Origin of the sequence: Pontimicrobium sp. IMCC45349 (genome assembly GCF_047219225.1) — a bacterium.
Lineage (GTDB): Bacteria > Bacteroidota > Bacteroidia > Flavobacteriales > Flavobacteriaceae > IMCC45349.
In genome coordinates, this window is the sequence record NZ_CP178208.1 from 2,777,298 (window position 1) to 2,793,888 (window position 16,591).

A 16,591-nucleotide genomic window follows, 5' to 3' on the forward strand; every position below is an offset into this window, starting at 1 on the left:
ATGAGTACATTTCAAGAAATAATAAACAAACCAATACCTGTTTTAATTGATTTTTATGCAGATTGGTGTGGGCCATGTAAAACCATGATGCCAATTCTAGATGCCTTAAAAGATGTTTTAAAAAATGAAGTGTCAATAATTAAAATTAATGTTGATAAAAATCAATCATTAGCTGCTAAATATAATGTTAGAGGCGTTCCAACTTTAATGCTGTATAAAGAAGGAAAGCAAGTATGGCGACAATCTGGAGTAGTCTCTAAAGAAGATTTAATTAAAATAATAAAAAGTACTTAGTATGTAACATATGTAGCACAATGTTATATACTATCTGTTTAAATTTGAATAATAATTCATGCACAACAATATATGTGCAAGTATGTTAGATTTAATTACATTAATTGGTTATAAAAAGGTACTTGTTTTTTGATAAGTACCTTTTTGTTTTTTAGTGACAAATATCATTTTAATGTCATTTAATTGTATCTACTTTTGTATAAAATTAAAATTTAAAAATTATGATTAGCGAAAATATAGCACTATATAATTGGAGTAATGGTGTAATAATGATGATAGTATTTGGTTTGGCATGTGTGGCATTAATAGTGGCATTACTTATTTTTATGAGTGGAGGAAAAAAAGAAGAAACTAAAGAAGAATAGCTTTTAATTAATAGTAAAACCTAAAGAAAACTAATCTCTCTTTTTATTAAGAGTATTTTTTATTAACTGACATTTATCATCTTTTAATAAACTTTACTCTTTTATTTTTGTTAAAAATATAAAAAAGACAAAAATGTCTTTTTTATAAAAATAACTAAAACCAATTAAATATGTTATCAAAAAAACAGGCAAGAGCTTTCTTTTTGGGAGGGACGTTAGTTACGTTTCTAGTTTTTATTGGGTTGACTATTTATTCTTTATCAGGACCACAAGATCAATCTAATGAGGAAAATATCACAGAAGCTGTGGTAAGAGGAAAGTTAATTTGGGAAGAGAACAATTGTATGGGTTGTCATACAATATTAGGAGAAGGAGCATACTACGCTCCTGAGTTAACTAAGGTAGTAGATAGATTAAACCTTAAGTATGATGGACAAGGAGAAGAAGTCATTAAAAGTATTTTAATGTCTGAAGTACCTTGGCAACCTAACGGTAGAAAAATGGTCGCTTACAAAATGACAGAAAAAGAAGCTGAGGATATGGTGGCATTTTTTAAATGGATAGGAGAAATTGACTTAAACGGTTTCGATCGTATAGTATCGCCAATAGCTAAGCAAAGATTAAACAACCAAAACTAAAGACCATGAAATATAAATCACAAAAAGTAGCCTATTGGTTTTTCGCTTTATCTATGCTATTACTAGTATTACAACTAGTGTATGGTTTTATTATGGGATTTGCCAGAATAGGTTTTGATAATTTACATGAAATTATTCCATTTAATACAGCTAGAGCTGTACATACCAATTTATTGGTGGTATGGTTGTTATCTGGTTTTATGGGAGCTGCATATTATATCATTCCAGAAGAAGCACAAAGAGAATTAGTAAGTGTAAAACTTGCTTATGTTCAGTTAATCAGTTTAGCTGTTGTAGGTGTAATAGCTATAGTTGGATATCACTTTAATTATTGGGAAGGACGTAAATTTTTAGAAATACCAAGACCCTTAGATTTTTTAGTTGTAATAAATGTACTTCTATTCTTAGGACTTATTCTTGTTACTTTATTTAAGGGCAAACGAAAAACTACGACTGCATTAGTACTATCAATGGGACTTTTATTTGCAGCATTATTATACTTACCAGGAATGTTACCTTTTGATAGCCAAGTTTTAGATTCATTTTTTAGATGGTGGGTTGTACACTTATGGGTTGAAGGTGTTTGGGAGTTAATTATGGGAGGTATTTTATCGTTTTTATTAATTAAACTTACAGGAGTTGATAGAGAGGTTATTGAAAAATGGTTATATGTAATTGTAGGATTAACATTCTTATCTGGAGTATTAGGTACAGGACACCATTATTATTACATAGGTGTAAATAAAATTTGGTTAATCGTAGGTGGAATATTTTCTGCTCTTGAACCATTAGCATTCTTAGCAATGGCATTATTTGCAGTAAATATGTATCGAAAAGGCGAAAAGAAACATCCTAATAAATTAGCATTGTACTGGACATTAGGAGCAGCAATAGTTTCATTTGTGGGAGCAGGATTATTAGGATTTGCTCATACACTACCACAAACAAACCTTTATACACATGGTACTTTAGTAACTGCAATGCATGGTCATTTAGCATTTTGGGGAGCTTATGGTATGATTGTTCTAGCAATTATTAGTTATGCTTTACCTAACATTACTGGAAGAAAATTATATCAAAGTTCTCGAGGAAGAGCTGCTTATTGGCTATCTAATATTGGAATGATAGGTATGACAGTTGCTTTTGGTGTAGCTGGTGTAGCACAAGTATATCTTGAAAGAAAATTTGGTATGGACTTCATGGAAGTACAAAATGAAATAAGCGTCCACTTTGTAGTGCTTATTCTATGTGCTACAATGTTTACTACAGGAATAGTATTATATATAATAGATTTCTATAAACATGGTAAACCTAATGATGAAGCACTTATAGTTGAATAAATAAGTTGAAAATTTAGAATAAAATGATAATTACAGAAGAAAATACAGTTGCAGAAGTAGTAGCCGATAATATTAAAACAGCTCACATATTTAAAAAATATGGTATAGATTTTTGTTGCGGTGGAGGCATTACAATAGATAAAGCTTGCGAAAAAAATGCTGTTAACTATGAAGCGCTAATGAGTGATTTAGAAAAAGTTGATGAAGCACCAAAAGCATATAATTACAACAGTTGGAAACTAGATTTTTTAATAGATCATATTTTGAACGTGCACCATACTTATGTTGAAGAATCAATTCCTCTAATAATTCAGTATGCAAATAGAGTGGCTAAAGTTCATGGACACCATTACTCAGAAGTAATTGAGATTAACAAATTATTTACTGAAGTAGCTAATGAGTTAGCTTCTCATTTAAAGAAAGAAGAATTAATCTTGTTTCCATATATCAAAAAAATGATAGCTCTAAAAAAAGAAGGAGGTAAAGTAGCAAGACCACCTTTTGAAACAGTTAATAATCCAGTACGAATGATGGAAGAAGAGCATGAAACAGCTGGAGATATTTTTAAAGAAATAGCAAGATTAACCAATAATTATACACCACCAGAAGGTGCATGTAATACATTTAGAGCACTATATGCTAAGCTTGATGAGTTTGAACAAGACTTACATCAACATATTCATTTAGAGAATAATATTCTTCATGTAAAGGCTAAGCAATTAGAACAAGAACTTGAGTTAAGTTAAATAATAGATTAATAGTAGTTTTTTTTAATTCCAGAGTTAAGGATTATAGCATTTCCATTTCCTTTTAGAACCATCCTAAACTCTGGAATTTTATTTTCATTAAACTAAACAAGTATGGATAATTTAGCACCTTACTATCATGCCATAGGTAAAGAAATTGAAGTTTTTGAACAAGCTTATAAAAGCCGACTTCCTTTTTTATTAAAAGGACCAACAGGAACAGGAAAGTCACGTTTTATTGAGTATATGGCTCATACATTAAATAAAGAGTTAATTACTATTTCTTGTCATGAAGAGACATCATCAACCGATTTAATAGGTAGATATATCATTAAAGGAGCAGAAACTATTTGGTTAGATGGTCCTTTAACAACCGCTGTAAAAAAAGGTGCTATTATTTACCTTGATGAGATAGCCGAAGCACGACCAGATGTTATCGTAGCTATACATTCATTAACTGATCATAGACGCGAATTATTTATAGATAAGTTAGGGCAAACTATAAAGGCCCATGAAAATTTTGCATTAGTTGCATCCTTCAACCCAGGTTATCAGCGTGGATTTAAAGAGTTAAAACCATCTACAAGACAACGATTTGTAGCAATTTCTTTTGATTATCCTAAACCAGATGTGGAGGCTAAAATTATTGAGTCTGAAACTGGTGTTGATATTAGTTTAGCTAAGAAGCTAGTTAATATAGCAACAAAAATTAGAAACTTAACTGAGTTAGGATTAACCGAAACCGTTTCTACACGTTTATTGGTTGATGCAGCAAAACTAATACATGGTGGCTTACCTAAACGATTATCTGTTCATGTTGCTATAGTAGAACCTCTTACAGATGATATTGAAATTATAAGTGCACTAAAAGATTTATGTGATTTAATGATATAACTTATGTTCGAGTTTGAACCAGATGAGTATATTTTTACCAAATTCGCCTTCTTTTTTAAGAAAAGGAGAAAGAAGCGTGAAGCACAAATAGAGCATGCTGTTAACTTATCTGAAATTAAACCACGTTTAACCATTTTTGCAAGAGCAATTACTGGAGAACCTATTGAAATTTATGAAGCTGAAAGAGAAGGAGGTTTTAGAAATAATAACTTTTTTCTACCTAAAAGAATATTGGAATTTGATACAGTAGAGGAGAACTTATCTTTTTATTTATTTAGAGTACTTTATTTATCTATTCAAAAAAACTTAGATCTTAATTGGAAGGATGACCAAGAACATGATTTAAAAATCTCTCAACGTAAAGCTATAGAGACTTCACATATAGTTTTAAAAGAACTATTTATTCAGTTTCCCATAACCAAAACATATTACGAAAAATTTGTAGCTCATTATTCAAGTAAAAGCAAAAAAAAGATACCAGTAGATTATTCTTTTATTTATGGAAAATGGATGCGTAATAGCTCAATTGAAGACTCAAAGAAAACATTACAAAACTTTACTGATAAAGTAAAATCTAAGGAAGAACAACAATCAAAAACCATTATAAAGGCTAATGCTGTTGAAGAAGTGATTTCGGTAGAAATTGATAAAAAGCAATTAGAAGATGCTGTACTTCAGCATCAATTTGAAAAAGTTGAAACTGCTGATGAGTTTGGAGGTAATTGGCGTGATATGGATGGAGATGATGAGCTTGATGATCATTCAAATGCACTAGAAGATTTAAACATGAAATATACAGTTAGGGTTGATGATACTGCTCATTCTGTATATCAAGCCGATTTTATAGAAAACACAACCATTTCTGAAAGTGCAGAAACAGATACTAATGGTTATCATCTTAAATATGATGAGTGGGATTATTCAAAACGAAATTATAAGGAAGACTTTTGTAAAGTTTATCCTAAATCATTAGTCAAGTCAGATGTAAACTACTATAAAAAAACACTTCAAAAAAACAGCTCTACACTTATTGGTTTACGAAAAATGTTAACCACAGTAAATAATAAATATCAACAACAACGAAGGCAACCTCAGGGCGAGGAATTAGATATAGATGCTGTTACCGATTTGTTTGTAGATGTACATTCTGGACACACTCCATCAGACAAAGTATACCTTTCAAAAAGAAAGAAAGAAAAAGATTTATCTATTTTACTATTGCTAGATGTAAGCCTTTCAAGTGACGGTTATGCTGCAGGAAATAGAGTGATAGATGTTGAAAAACAAGTGTCAATTTTATTTGGTGAAATCTTAAGTGAATTCAATATTGATTTTTCTATAGACTGTTTTTATTCTAAAACTAGAAATCATTCGACTTACATAACTATTAAAGATTTTGATGAAGATTGGAACAAAGCAAAATTTAAAGTAGGTGCTATTGAACCAAGTGGTTATACTCGTATTGGAGCAGCTTTAAGACATTCTGGAGCTATGTTAGACAAGCGCGATACAAAAAATAAGTGGGTAATTTTATTATCTGATGGTAAACCTAACGATTACGATAAGTATGAAGGCAAATATGGTATTAATGATGTTAAACAAGCTTTAAGAGAGTTAAATGAAAGACAAATAAACTCTTATGCATTAGCAATTGAAGCACAAGCTAAATATTACTTACCACAAATGTTTGGTCAAAATCATTATCAAATATTAACAACTCCAGTAGAGCTTTTACAATCTCTTGTTAAACTCTACGAAAAAATTAAACATCAAAGTTAATGGTGACTCATAAAATAAATCATAAAAATATTTACTATCCACCAGGAGGCATATTAATATGGATTATCATTTTTTTAGAGCTAATTACATTTGGTATAGCATTAATAGCAATGGTTTACTATGGGAAACAATTACCAGAATTGTTTCATGATTCGAGCCAGCAATTAAATATAGTTTTTGGTACTATTAATACTTTTTTTTTAATAACAAGTGGTTATTTTATGTCACTTTCAGTACATCAAATAAAAGTTGGTAAAAGTATAGAGTCCTTAAAGTTTTTAAACCTAAGAATGTTAGGAGGTTTACTGTTTTTAGTTTTAAAAAGTATAGAGTACTACTTAAAAATTGAAGCAGGTTTTACACTTGGATATAATACTTTTTTTGATTTTTATTGGTTGCTAACCTTGTTTCATGTTATACATGTAATAGTTGGTTTAGTTATTTTACTGTTCAGTTATTCAGCTATAAAGAAAAAAGGACCAAATATCAATATTGAAGATTTTGAAGCAAGTGCTGCATTTTGGCATATGTGCGATTTAATTTGGCTATTAATATTTCCTGTTATTTACTTATTATTTTAAGTTATGAGACAATTTAAGTTGACTTATATAATATTGATTTTGTTTACAGTCGTTATAGCATTTATTTCAGATATAGCTTCGAAATCCTTACCTGAAATTATCATAATTTTTTCTGGACTAAAATTCCTTTTAGTGGCATTCTATTTTATGGAAATGAAATCGGCGCATATCCTATGGAAAGGGATTATTTTCGGTTTCATAATAATTTTCTCAATACTGGTTTTAATCCTAAAATAATATGTAAACAGCTTAAAAACTAACTAATACAAAATATATATAATGACAAAAACACATACCTTTCATATTCCTGTGATGGGAATAGGGTTTACCATTGATTCTCCCTTAAAAGTATCAAGATTTGGTATTGATTCTGTAATTTCTTTGGTCGATGATATTTTAATAGAAAAGATGCGTAAAATGTACTGCCAAAAATTAAAAATGCCTTATGATGAAATTACAGATAAGATTGAAGATTTTAGGGCAAAACGTATTACGTCTTACTTGAATTTAATGCAGACACTTTCTGAAAATAAGTTTGAAGAATTTAAGAATGCAACCATAAAAACAAAGAATGATATTAATGAGTTCTTCACTACGATTTCTGATGATGCGCCATTGAAAAAAGAGTTTTTAAAAATGACGAAAACCAAGTTTAATCTTAATGAAATTGGAGGTTGGTTGAAAGACAATTTAAAAATGGGAGCTATTGATGTAAATATCATGACCAAGGTAGATAAAGATAACTACCATAAGAATGAAAAGTTACCAACAGAGTTCAATGATGCGCATGCGGCATTAAGAGGTTTTGCTAATAGTAATGTCAATTCTTCCGTTGTACTTTCCGCAGGAATGAATCCACGTTTGTATGCATATATAGAGCAATTTAAGGACTTTTATCCTGATATAGAAGGTCGTATAAAAAAGAAAATTATTCTAAAAGTAAGCGATTATCGTTCGGCTTTGATACAAGGGAAGTTTTTAGCTAAAAAAGGAATTTGGGTTTCAGAATATAGAATAGAATCTGGATTGAATTGTGGTGGTCATGCTTTTGCTACAGATGGTTATTTACTAGGTCCAGTTTTAGAAGAGTTTAAATCTAAAAGAGCAGAGCTTCATAAAACCATTCAAGAGGTGTTGTTTCAAACATTGAAACATAAAGATTGTATAATTCCTAAAGTGGATTTGGATTTGAAAATCTCTGCACAAGGTGGTGTAGGAACCTCAGTAGAACATCAGTTTTTATTAGAGTATTATCATATAGATTCAGTAGGTTGGGGAACCCCTTTTTTATTAGTTCCAGAAGCAACAACAGTAGATAATAAGACTTTAGATCAACTTATCGAAGCTAAAGAGGATGATGTATATTTAAGTGATATTTCGCCACTTGGTGTGCCTTTTAATAATTTAAGAGGGAATACTAAAGATATAGAGAAAAAGACCTTTATAGACAAAGGGCGTCCAGGAAGCGCATGTCCAAAAAAGTTTGTTGCCCTTAACAAAGAGTTTACTGAGAAAGGAATTTGTACTGCTTCTAGACAATATCAACATCTCAAAATTAAAGCTTTGGATCAAGACAATTTATCTCAAGAAGATTATGATAAGCAATACAAAAAAATCATTGAAAAAACCTGTACTTGTGTAGGTTTAGGCACATCTGCTTTGTTAGCATATGATTTGGATACAAAAGTAGAGGGAAAAGGTGTGTCGGTTTGTCCTGGACCAAACATTGCATATTTTTCAAAGCAAATGAGTTTGAAAGAAATTACGAAAGCTATCTATGATACTACTAAAAATATCACTAGAGCTGATAGACCAAATATGTTTATAAAAGAATTACATATTTACATGGATTATTTGGAAAAAAAGATTGAGGATGCAACTACTCTAAAAACTCCAAAAGAAGTAAAATATCTCAAGACTTTTATTTCTAACTTAAATGGTGGTATAGATTATTATCTGCAATTATTCAAAACAGAATTACATAAAATAGATAATCAAACACGCATTATGATTGATTTAGAGAATTATAAACTAAAACTTAATAGTTTAAATGTTTAAAACTATAGATATTAATTTTTGGATGCTGTTCTTAAATGAGCAGCATTTTTTTTAACATAACTTTAAATAGTTGCATATGCAACTATTAGGTGTTTTACTATACTTTTGCAAAAATATTTTATCACATTCTTTTTAAGAAGGAGGGAGTTGAGCTATGAGTTTATCCATACATTTCCTTAGTTGGTATATAATATTTCTAAAACAAAGTGAAGAATTAGAATTTTGATTAACAATTATGGAGTCAAATAAAATAGATTTTGAAAATTCTTTAGGTCCTTGGATGGGAAAAACAGTTAAGATAACTGAATATCATCTTCATAAAGCATTTAAGGAACAAGGTTTGGATTTAACTAAAGAACAAATGATTGTTTTAAAAAAGTTGCATGATAAAGATGGACTTAACCAAAACGAATTAGCATTTTTAGTATTAAGGGATAAATCATCTTTAGCTCGTTTATTACGAAAAATGGAGCAGAAAGGATACATATCTAGATCACAATGTAAAGATGATAAAAGATGTAATAACGTGTTTTTAACTCAACTTGGAAAAGAAGTTTTTATAAAAACAAAACCTATCATTAAAAAGCTAATTACAACTATTGAAAAAGGCATTACAAAAGAAGAGAAAACAATAATTATAAACCTTCTAAAAAGAATACAGTCTAACCTTGGAGAGCAATCTCAAACTTTATAAATAACCATGAGAAGAATAATATCAATATTACTAGCTGTAATACTTATTGTAGGAGCAATTTTTGTTGCAAAGTATTTAATAGATAATAAGAAAAAACCAAAACAAAAATTCGAAAAAATAGTAAAAACTGTTTTTGTAGAAGAGGTAGAGAATAGGGACATACCAATTACTATTATTACTAGTGGTAATTTAACTGCTAAGCATAAAATAGAGTTATATGCTGAAGTGCAAGGAGTTTTAAAACCATCTAGTAAAGAGTTTAAAGCTGGTGTGAGTTATAGTAAAGGCGAAAACATTATTAGAATAAATAGTGATGAATTTTATGCCAATTTACAATCCCAAAAGAGTAGTTTTTATAATACAATCACTTCAATAATGCCTGATATAAGGTTAGATTATCCAAATGAGTATCAAAAATGGCAAACATATCTTGATAATTTTGATATCAATAAAGCAACTCCAAAGTTACCTGTAATAAGTTCGGATAAGGAAAAGTATTTCATTTCTGGTAGAGGTATAAATACAGCTTATTTTAATTTAAAGAATCTTGAGGTAAAACTTGGAAAATATAATTTGAGAGCACCTTATAAAGGTATTTTGACTGAGGCTTTAGTGACTCCAGGTACATTAATTAGAGCTGGTCAAAAACTTGGTGAGTTTATAGACCCTAGCGTGTATGAAATGGAAGTATCTATAAACGCAGAATTCGCAGATTTATTAAAACAAGGGAATTCTGTAGTCTTACACAATCATGAAAAAACTAAAGAATACTTAGGAAAAATAGTAAGAATTAATGGAAAGGTTGATGCCACTTCTCAAACAATAAAAGCATATATAGAAGTGTCTCATGACGATTTAAAAGAAGGTGCATACTTAGAAGCAGCGTTAACTGCTCGTGAGGAAAGCAATGCTATAGAGGTGTCTAGAAAATTATTGATTGATAATAAACAATTATATGTTGTTAGAGATAATTCTGTGCTAGAATTAATAGATATAAATCCTGTGTATTTCTCAGCAGAAACTGCAGTTATTAAAGGCTTAGAAAACGGCACAAAGATATTATCTAAGCCTACTCCTGGTGCTTATAGTGGAATGCAAGTGAAAATTTTTGAAGACAAGCAATAGCAATGAAAAAGTTACTAAATTATTTTATTAAGTTTCCTGTTGCTGTTAATGTAGTAATGTGGTCATTCATTGTTTTTGGGTATTTAGGTACAAAATCAATGTTGTCATCTTTCTTCCCATTGGTAGATTCTAAAACTATTCGTATTGATTTAGCGTATCCTGGAGCTTCACCAGCCGAAATGGAAGAAGGTATTGTTTTTAAGATAGAAGATAATCTTAAAGGAATTGTTGGAGTAGATAGAGTTACATCTGTTTCTCAAGAAAACTCTGCAAGTATTACTGTAGAAACTGTAAAAGGAAAAAACATTGATGTTGTATTAGCTGATGTAAAAAATGCAGTAGATCGTGTACCATCATTCCCTTCAGGAATGGAACCTCCAGTTATTGCTAAAGTAGAGGCAGTAAGGGAAACAATTAGATTTACCTTAAGTGGCGATAATATTCCTTTATCAACATTAAAACAATATGCTAGAGATGTTGAAAATGATTTAAGAGGATTTGAAGGCATTTCTCAAGTAACGCTTTCTGGTTTTCCTGCTGAAGAAATTGCAATATCTGTAAGAGAAAATGATTTGAGAGCTTTTAATTTAAGTTTTCAAGATGTAGCAAATGCAGTAAGTAGGTCTAATATTTTAATCACTGGAGGTAATATTAAAACTGATGAAGAAGATTATTTAATTAGAGCAAGAAACCGCTCTTATTATGGTGATGAGCTGTTTAATATTATTGTTAGAGCTGAAGCAAATGGTAATATAATACGATTAAAAGATGTCGCTGATGTAAAAGACACTTGGTCTGAAACACCAGATAGAATATTTTTTAATGGTAAAAAGGCTATTAATATTTCGGTAAGTAATACTAATAGTGAGGATTTAATTGCTTCGGCTGAAGATGTAAAAGAGTACATTGATAAATTTAACCAACAGCATGATAATGTTGAATTAAATGTTGCAAGTGATTCTTCTATCACATTAACCCAACGTACAGAGTTATTAGTTGAAAATGCTGCAGTAGGTGTTTTATTAGTATTATTGTTTTTAGCTATTTTCTTAAATGCAAGATTAGCATTATGGGTAGCTGTAGGTATTCCAATTTCTTTCTTCGGAATGTTCATTTTTGCTGCTCAATTAGGAGTAACAATTAATGTATTATCATTATTTGGAATGATTATCGTTATAGGGATTCTTGTAGATGATGGTATTGTAATTGGAGAAAATATTTACCATCATTATGAAAAGGGAAAATCACCAATTAGAGCAGCTGTTGATGGAACTTTAGAGGTATTGCCACCTGTAGTTTCTGCGTTACTTACAACTATGATAGCTTTTTCAACTTTCTTCTTTTTAGATGGAAGAATTGGAGAGTATTTTGGTGAAGTTGCTACTGTAGTAATTATAACATTATTAGTTTCAATGGTTGAGGCTTTAATAATATTACCTGCACACGTTGCACATTCTAAAGCATTACAAAGGGAAGGAAGAAAATTTAATCGTGTTGATTTATTCTTTAGAAACTTAAATAAACAATCAGATAGATTTTTATCTAAAGTAAGAGATACATTTTATGTACCTTATTTACGATTCTTTTTAAAGCACAAATTATTAGGTTTTGCAATCCCTTTAGCATTATTAATTTTTAGTATTGGAGCTATTGGTGGAGGTATTGTAAATACATCATTCTTTCCTAGAATTGCTAGTGATAGAGTTACTATTAATTTAAAAATGCCACAAGGCACTAACGAAGCAATTACTGATTCTATCATTTCTAGTATTGAAGAAAAAGTATGGTTGGTTAATGAAGAATATGATGTAGCAGATTTTAATAATGAACCTGTGGTGCAAAATGTAATAAGACGTATTGGCCCAGGAACATCTAATGCTACTCTAACAGTTAATTTATTACCTGGTGAATTAAGAGGAGAGTTATCCTCACTGGAAGTCACGAATAAAATTAGAGAGAAATCCGGGAAAATTTATGGCGTAGAAAGTCTAACCTTTGGGTCTGGAGGTAATTTTGGTGGTAGTCCAGTTGCTGTATCATTGTTAAGTAACAACATAGATGAATTAAAATCAGCAAAGAAAGAATTAAAAGAAGTACTAAATACTAATTCTGTTTTAAAGGATGTATCAGATAATGATCCAGCAGGAATAAAAGAAGTACAAATACAACTAAAGGATAAAGCTTATATTTTAGGATTGAATTTACAATCCATAATGTCGCAAGTGCGTTCAGGTTTCTTTGGTTATCAAGCTCAACGTTTTCAACGAGGACAAGATGAAATAAAAGTTTGGGTAAGATATCAAAAAGAAGATCGTTCGTCAATTAAAAATCTAGACGATATGTGGATAAACACTCCTTCAGGAAGTAAAGTGCCATTTTCTGAAATTGCTACGTATCAAATAGAAAGAGGAGACGTTGCAATTAATCACTTAGAAGGTAAGCGAGAAATACAAGTTACTGCTGATATGAAATCGGCTGATGATAGTGCTTCTGATGTTTTAGATGATATTAAAGCTAATATAATGCCTCAAATTATATCTAAGTATCCAACAGTAACTGCAGAGTATGAAGGTCAAAATAGGGAAGCTAATAAAACAATGGATTCGGCTAAAAGTGTAGGTCTCATTATTCTAATATTAATATATGTAGTTATAGCATTCACTTTTAGAACATATAGTCAACCATTATTGTTAATGCTAATGATTCCATTTAGTTTAATTGGTGTGGTTTGGGGACACTTTTTTCATGGTTTTCCAATTAACATTTTATCGTGGTTAGGTATCATTGCTTTAATAGGCATTATGGTTAATGATGGTTTAGTTTTAATAGGGAAGTTCAATACTTATTTAAGAGAAGGTATGAAATATGATGAGGCTTTAGTACAAGCAGGAAAATCGCGTTTTAGAGCTATCTTTTTAACCTCGTTAACAACTATAGCTGGACTAGCACCTCTATTGTTAGAAGGAAGTAGACAAGCCCAATTTTTAAAACCAATGGCTGTTTCTATTTCTTATGGAATAGGAATCGCTACTGTATTAACATTAGTTATGCTGCCTTTAATGTTATCAGTTTCTAACTCAATAAAAGTATTTTTTAAATGGATACTAAAAGGCGGAAATATTACAAAAGAAGAAGTAGAACGTGCAATTATTGAATCTAATTATGAAGATAATGAGCTACATTAAAAAAATAACTATAGTCTTAGTAATAGCAAATATCACATTTGTTAATGCTCAAAAAATATTGACTAAAGAGGAAGCTATACAACAAGCTTTAGAGCATAATTATGGCATTAAAATAGCAAAAAACAATGTTGAGGTTGCTAAAAATAATGCTAGTGTTCTTAATACAAATCATTTGCCGACTGTTAGTACAAGTGCAGGTGCCAATTATAATAATAGTAATCAAGATATTGTACGTCAAGATGGTTCAGCTACTAGTGAAACTGGTGCAGAGACAAAAAGTTATAACGCATCTGTAAATCTAAACTATACTATTTTTGATGGATTAGGAAGAAAGTACAATTACAAGCAGTTAAAGGAAACAAAAAACTTGACCGAATTACAGGCTAGAGAAACTATTGAAAACACTTATTTAGAGATTTTCGATTTTTATTTTCAAGTAGCACAATTATCTGAAAATACCGAAAACTTAAAAAGTGCATTGCAAATTTCAAAGTCAAGGTTAGAACGCGCAAAATATCAGTACGAATATGGTCAGAATACGAAATTAGAAGTTTTAAACGCTGAGGTAGATGTTAATAATGATAGTATAAACTATATAAATGCTAAACAACAATTTGTGAATGCTAAGCGTAATTTAAATATAGTTTTAGGTGTTAGTCAAGGTGTAAACTATGAGGTTGAAACAGATGTAGTTTTTAGTAAGTTATTGAATCTTGAAGCTTTATTAAATAAAGCTAAAGCTAATAATGTGGTACTAATGCAAAATGATAAAAATATCACTATTAGTAAGTACAGTATAAAAGCAAATAAAGCAGGATTTTTACCTAAATTAGGATTAACAACGTCTTATGGATGGAATAAAAGTATCAATCCTTCTACTTCATTTTTAGCCGAATCTTCGACTACTGGTTTAAATGCTGGCTTAAACTTAACATGGAATATTTTTGATGGAGGCTCTACAAAAACTAGAGTTGCAAATGCAAAGATTCAACTTGAGAATCAAGAAATTTTAAAAGAACAACAAGTAAATATTATTGAAAATACACTAACCAATACTTGGGAAGATTATAATAACAAGTTGTTCATATATAATGCGCAACAACAAAATTTGGATACTGCTCAAAACAATTTTGATAGAACCAATGAAAAGTATAAGCTAGGACAAGTATCTTCTATAGAGTTTAGACAATCACAAATTAACCTGTTAAATGCTCAAAATGAATTGAATGTAGCTAAGTATAATGCTAAGTTTAAAGAGCTAGAGTTGTTACAATTAAGTGGTGAAATATTAAATATTGGTTTTTAATTTTTAACAAGATCTAGATTATAAAAGCCGCCACAATTTTGAGTTCGTCTTTTTGAAAATTGAGTAATTAAATATGCAGACGTAATTAAGTTTCTCAGTTCACAAAGTTCTACAGATAAAATAGAATGATCATACAAACGTTTATGATCCTCATAGAGGACTTGTAAGCGTTTTTCTGCTCTTAATAAGCGCTCATTAGAACGTACAATCCCAACATAATTGGTCATGATTGTTTTAACTTCAGTTCTATCGTGAGTAATCAATATGTTTTCCATATTCTTAACCATACCATTGTCATTCCAAATTGGAATATGAGATGGAATGTCTATATGATGTAAGGTTTTAGAAATACTTTTAAACGCATTATGCGCATATACAATACCTTCTAGAAGTGAGTTAGAGGCTAATCGATTAGCACCATGTAATCCAGTTCTAGTCACTTCTCCACAGGCATACAAATGTTTGATTGATGTTTTTCCTTCCATATCAACATTAACACCACCACAGATGTAATGTGAAGCAGGTACTACTGGAATGAAATCAGTTTGTACATCTATTCCAATGGAAGCACATTTACTAGTGATATTAGGAAAGTGTGCTTTGAATTTTTCAAAATCTAAATGTGTACAATCTAAATATACATGTGAAGCACCACTTTTCTTTAATTCATTATCAATAGCTCTAGCCACAATATCTCTCGATGCTAACTCTTCACGCTCATCATAGTTATGCATGAACAAGTCGCCATCAATAGTTCGCAATTTTGCGCCAAATCCTCTAACGGCTTCAGAGATTAAAAAAGCTGGATATTCACCAGGATTGTATAAAGCTGTTGGATGAAATTGAATAAACTCTACATCAGAGATTTCAGCTTTAGCTCTATAAGCAATGCCTAAACCGTCTCCAGTAGCAACCTTTGGATTTGTGGTAGTCTCATAAACTTGACCACTACCTCCAGAGGCTAGTAATGTATATTTACTAACAAAGGTTCTTACAGTATCTCTTTTTATATCTAAAGCGTATGCACCAAAACAAGAAATGTTACCATGACGCTTCGTGGTTTTCTTTTCAACTTGATGTTCTGTAATGAGGTCAATGGCATAATGATACTCGTGGATTGTAATATTTGGTAAATGATGTACTTGTTGAATTAAAGCACGTTCAATTTCGGCACCTGTAACATCTGTATGATGTAGTATTCTATGTTGAGAATGACCGCCTTCACGTCCTAAGTCAAAATCTCCAGTTTCAGTTTTGTCAAAATTTGCGCCCCAATCAATTAATTCTTGGAGTCGTTCAGGTGCTTCATTAACAACCATTTTTACAACAGCTTCATCACATTGACCATCTCCTGCAATGAGTGTATCATTGATATGTTGTTCAAAACTATCTAAAGTTTTATTATAAACCGCAGCAATACCACCTTGAGCATACTTGGTATTAGATTCACTTAATTCACTTTTGGTAATGATAGCGATTTTAGATTCTGGAAAACTAGTAGCCATTTTAATGGCAAAAGACAGACCAGACACGCCAGAACCAATGACTAAAAAATCTGTTTCGATTTTAGTTTTTTCAGCATTCAT

The 16,591-nt window shown here is 30.5% G+C and carries 15 protein-coding genes; 14 read left to right on the top strand and 1 reads right to left on the bottom strand.

Features of this window, described 5'->3' with window-relative positions:
* The 14 genes from trxA to ACLII3_RS13015 all read left to right on the top strand — a co-directional run bounded on the left by trxA (position 1) and on the right by ACLII3_RS13015 (position 15,005).
* Positions 1-294, top strand: coding sequence for a thioredoxin (gene trxA / locus ACLII3_RS12950; RefSeq protein ID WP_412984637.1), 294 nt, complete (start codon positions 1-3; stop codon positions 292-294).
* 221 nt (positions 295-515) lie between these two features.
* Positions 516-659, top strand: a complete 144-nt coding sequence (locus ACLII3_RS12955) for a hypothetical protein (protein ID WP_412984638.1) — start codon at positions 516-518, stop codon at positions 657-659.
* A 170-nt stretch (positions 660-829) separates the two neighbouring features.
* On the top strand, positions 830-1,297 hold the full coding sequence (locus ACLII3_RS12960) for a c-type cytochrome (protein ID WP_412984639.1): 468 nt from the start codon (positions 830-832) through the stop codon (positions 1,295-1,297).
* A 5-nt stretch (positions 1,298-1,302) separates the two neighbouring features.
* Complete coding sequence (locus ACLII3_RS12965) at positions 1,303-2,637, top strand: cbb3-type cytochrome c oxidase subunit I (RefSeq protein WP_412984640.1); 1,335 nt, start codon at positions 1,303-1,305, stop codon at positions 2,635-2,637.
* A gap of 23 nt (positions 2,638-2,660) precedes the next feature.
* Complete coding sequence (gene ric / locus ACLII3_RS12970) at positions 2,661-3,383, top strand: iron-sulfur cluster repair di-iron protein (protein WP_412984641.1); 723 nt, start codon at positions 2,661-2,663, stop codon at positions 3,381-3,383.
* Positions 3,384-3,497: 114 nt separating this feature from the next.
* On the top strand, positions 3,498-4,277 hold the full coding sequence (locus ACLII3_RS12975) for a CbbQ/NirQ/NorQ/GpvN family protein (protein WP_412984642.1): 780 nt from the start codon (positions 3,498-3,500) through the stop codon (positions 4,275-4,277).
* A 3-nt stretch (positions 4,278-4,280) separates the two neighbouring features.
* Entirely contained in the window at positions 4,281-6,056 is a 1,776-nt protein-coding gene (locus ACLII3_RS12980; RefSeq protein ID WP_412984643.1) for a nitric oxide reductase activation protein NorD, read from the top strand.
* Positions 6,056-6,637, top strand: coding sequence for a cytochrome c oxidase subunit 3 (locus ACLII3_RS12985; protein WP_412984644.1), 582 nt, complete (start codon positions 6,056-6,058; stop codon positions 6,635-6,637). Before ACLII3_RS12980 ends, ACLII3_RS12985 begins: the two co-directional genes overlap by 1 nt.
* 3 nt (positions 6,638-6,640) lie before the next feature.
* Positions 6,641-6,874: a cytochrome C oxidase subunit IV family protein gene (locus ACLII3_RS12990; protein WP_412984645.1), complete on the top strand. Its 234-nt coding sequence runs from the start codon at positions 6,641-6,643 to the stop codon at positions 6,872-6,874.
* A gap of 42 nt (positions 6,875-6,916) precedes the next feature.
* Entirely contained in the window at positions 6,917-8,695 is a 1,779-nt protein-coding gene (locus ACLII3_RS12995) for a hypothetical protein (RefSeq protein ID WP_412984646.1), read from the top strand.
* Between the two features lie 235 nt (positions 8,696-8,930).
* Entirely contained in the window at positions 8,931-9,389 is a 459-nt protein-coding gene (locus ACLII3_RS13000; protein ID WP_412984647.1) for a MarR family winged helix-turn-helix transcriptional regulator, read from the top strand.
* A 6-nt stretch (positions 9,390-9,395) separates the two neighbouring features.
* Positions 9,396-10,514: an efflux RND transporter periplasmic adaptor subunit gene (locus ACLII3_RS13005; protein WP_412984648.1), complete on the top strand. Its 1,119-nt coding sequence runs from the start codon at positions 9,396-9,398 to the stop codon at positions 10,512-10,514.
* A gap of 2 nt (positions 10,515-10,516) precedes the next feature.
* Positions 10,517-13,699: an efflux RND transporter permease subunit gene (locus tag ACLII3_RS13010; protein WP_412984649.1), complete on the top strand. Its 3,183-nt coding sequence runs from the start codon at positions 10,517-10,519 to the stop codon at positions 13,697-13,699.
* Positions 13,686-15,005: a TolC family protein gene (locus ACLII3_RS13015; RefSeq protein WP_412984650.1), complete on the top strand. Its 1,320-nt coding sequence runs from the start codon at positions 13,686-13,688 to the stop codon at positions 15,003-15,005. The genes ACLII3_RS13010 and ACLII3_RS13015 overlap by 14 nt, the downstream gene beginning before the upstream one ends.
* On the opposite strand, the gene nadB is transcribed toward ACLII3_RS13015, so the two are convergent.
* Entirely contained in the window at positions 15,002-16,591 is a 1,590-nt protein-coding gene (nadB, locus tag ACLII3_RS13020; protein ID WP_412984651.1) for an L-aspartate oxidase, read from the bottom strand. The two genes, ACLII3_RS13015 and nadB, sit on opposite strands and share 4 nt — an antisense overlap.

Coding starts and splice junctions, on each gene's coding strand:
- trxA (WP_412984637.1), top strand. CDS start 1: ATGAGTACATTTCAAGAAATAATAAACAAACCAATACCTGTTTTAATT.
- ACLII3_RS12955 (WP_412984638.1), top strand. CDS start 516: ATGATTAGCGAAAATATAGCACTATATAATTGGAGTAATGGTGTAATA.
- ACLII3_RS12960 (WP_412984639.1), top strand. CDS start 830: ATGTTATCAAAAAAACAGGCAAGAGCTTTCTTTTTGGGAGGGACGTTA.
- ACLII3_RS12965 (WP_412984640.1), top strand. CDS start 1,303: ATGAAATATAAATCACAAAAAGTAGCCTATTGGTTTTTCGCTTTATCT.
- ric (WP_412984641.1), top strand. CDS start 2,661: ATGATAATTACAGAAGAAAATACAGTTGCAGAAGTAGTAGCCGATAAT.
- ACLII3_RS12975 (WP_412984642.1), top strand. CDS start 3,498: ATGGATAATTTAGCACCTTACTATCATGCCATAGGTAAAGAAATTGAA.
- ACLII3_RS12980 (WP_412984643.1), top strand. CDS start 4,281: ATGTTCGAGTTTGAACCAGATGAGTATATTTTTACCAAATTCGCCTTC.
- ACLII3_RS12985 (WP_412984644.1), top strand. CDS start 6,056: ATGGTGACTCATAAAATAAATCATAAAAATATTTACTATCCACCAGGA.
- ACLII3_RS12990 (WP_412984645.1), top strand. CDS start 6,641: ATGAGACAATTTAAGTTGACTTATATAATATTGATTTTGTTTACAGTC.
- ACLII3_RS12995 (WP_412984646.1), top strand. CDS start 6,917: ATGACAAAAACACATACCTTTCATATTCCTGTGATGGGAATAGGGTTT.
- ACLII3_RS13000 (WP_412984647.1), top strand. CDS start 8,931: ATGGAGTCAAATAAAATAGATTTTGAAAATTCTTTAGGTCCTTGGATG.
- ACLII3_RS13005 (WP_412984648.1), top strand. CDS start 9,396: ATGAGAAGAATAATATCAATATTACTAGCTGTAATACTTATTGTAGGA.
- ACLII3_RS13010 (WP_412984649.1), top strand. CDS start 10,517: ATGAAAAAGTTACTAAATTATTTTATTAAGTTTCCTGTTGCTGTTAAT.
- ACLII3_RS13015 (WP_412984650.1), top strand. CDS start 13,686: ATGAGCTACATTAAAAAAATAACTATAGTCTTAGTAATAGCAAATATC.
- nadB (WP_412984651.1), bottom strand. CDS start 16,591: ATGAATGCTGAAAAAACTAAAATCGAAACAGATTTTTTAGTCATTGGT.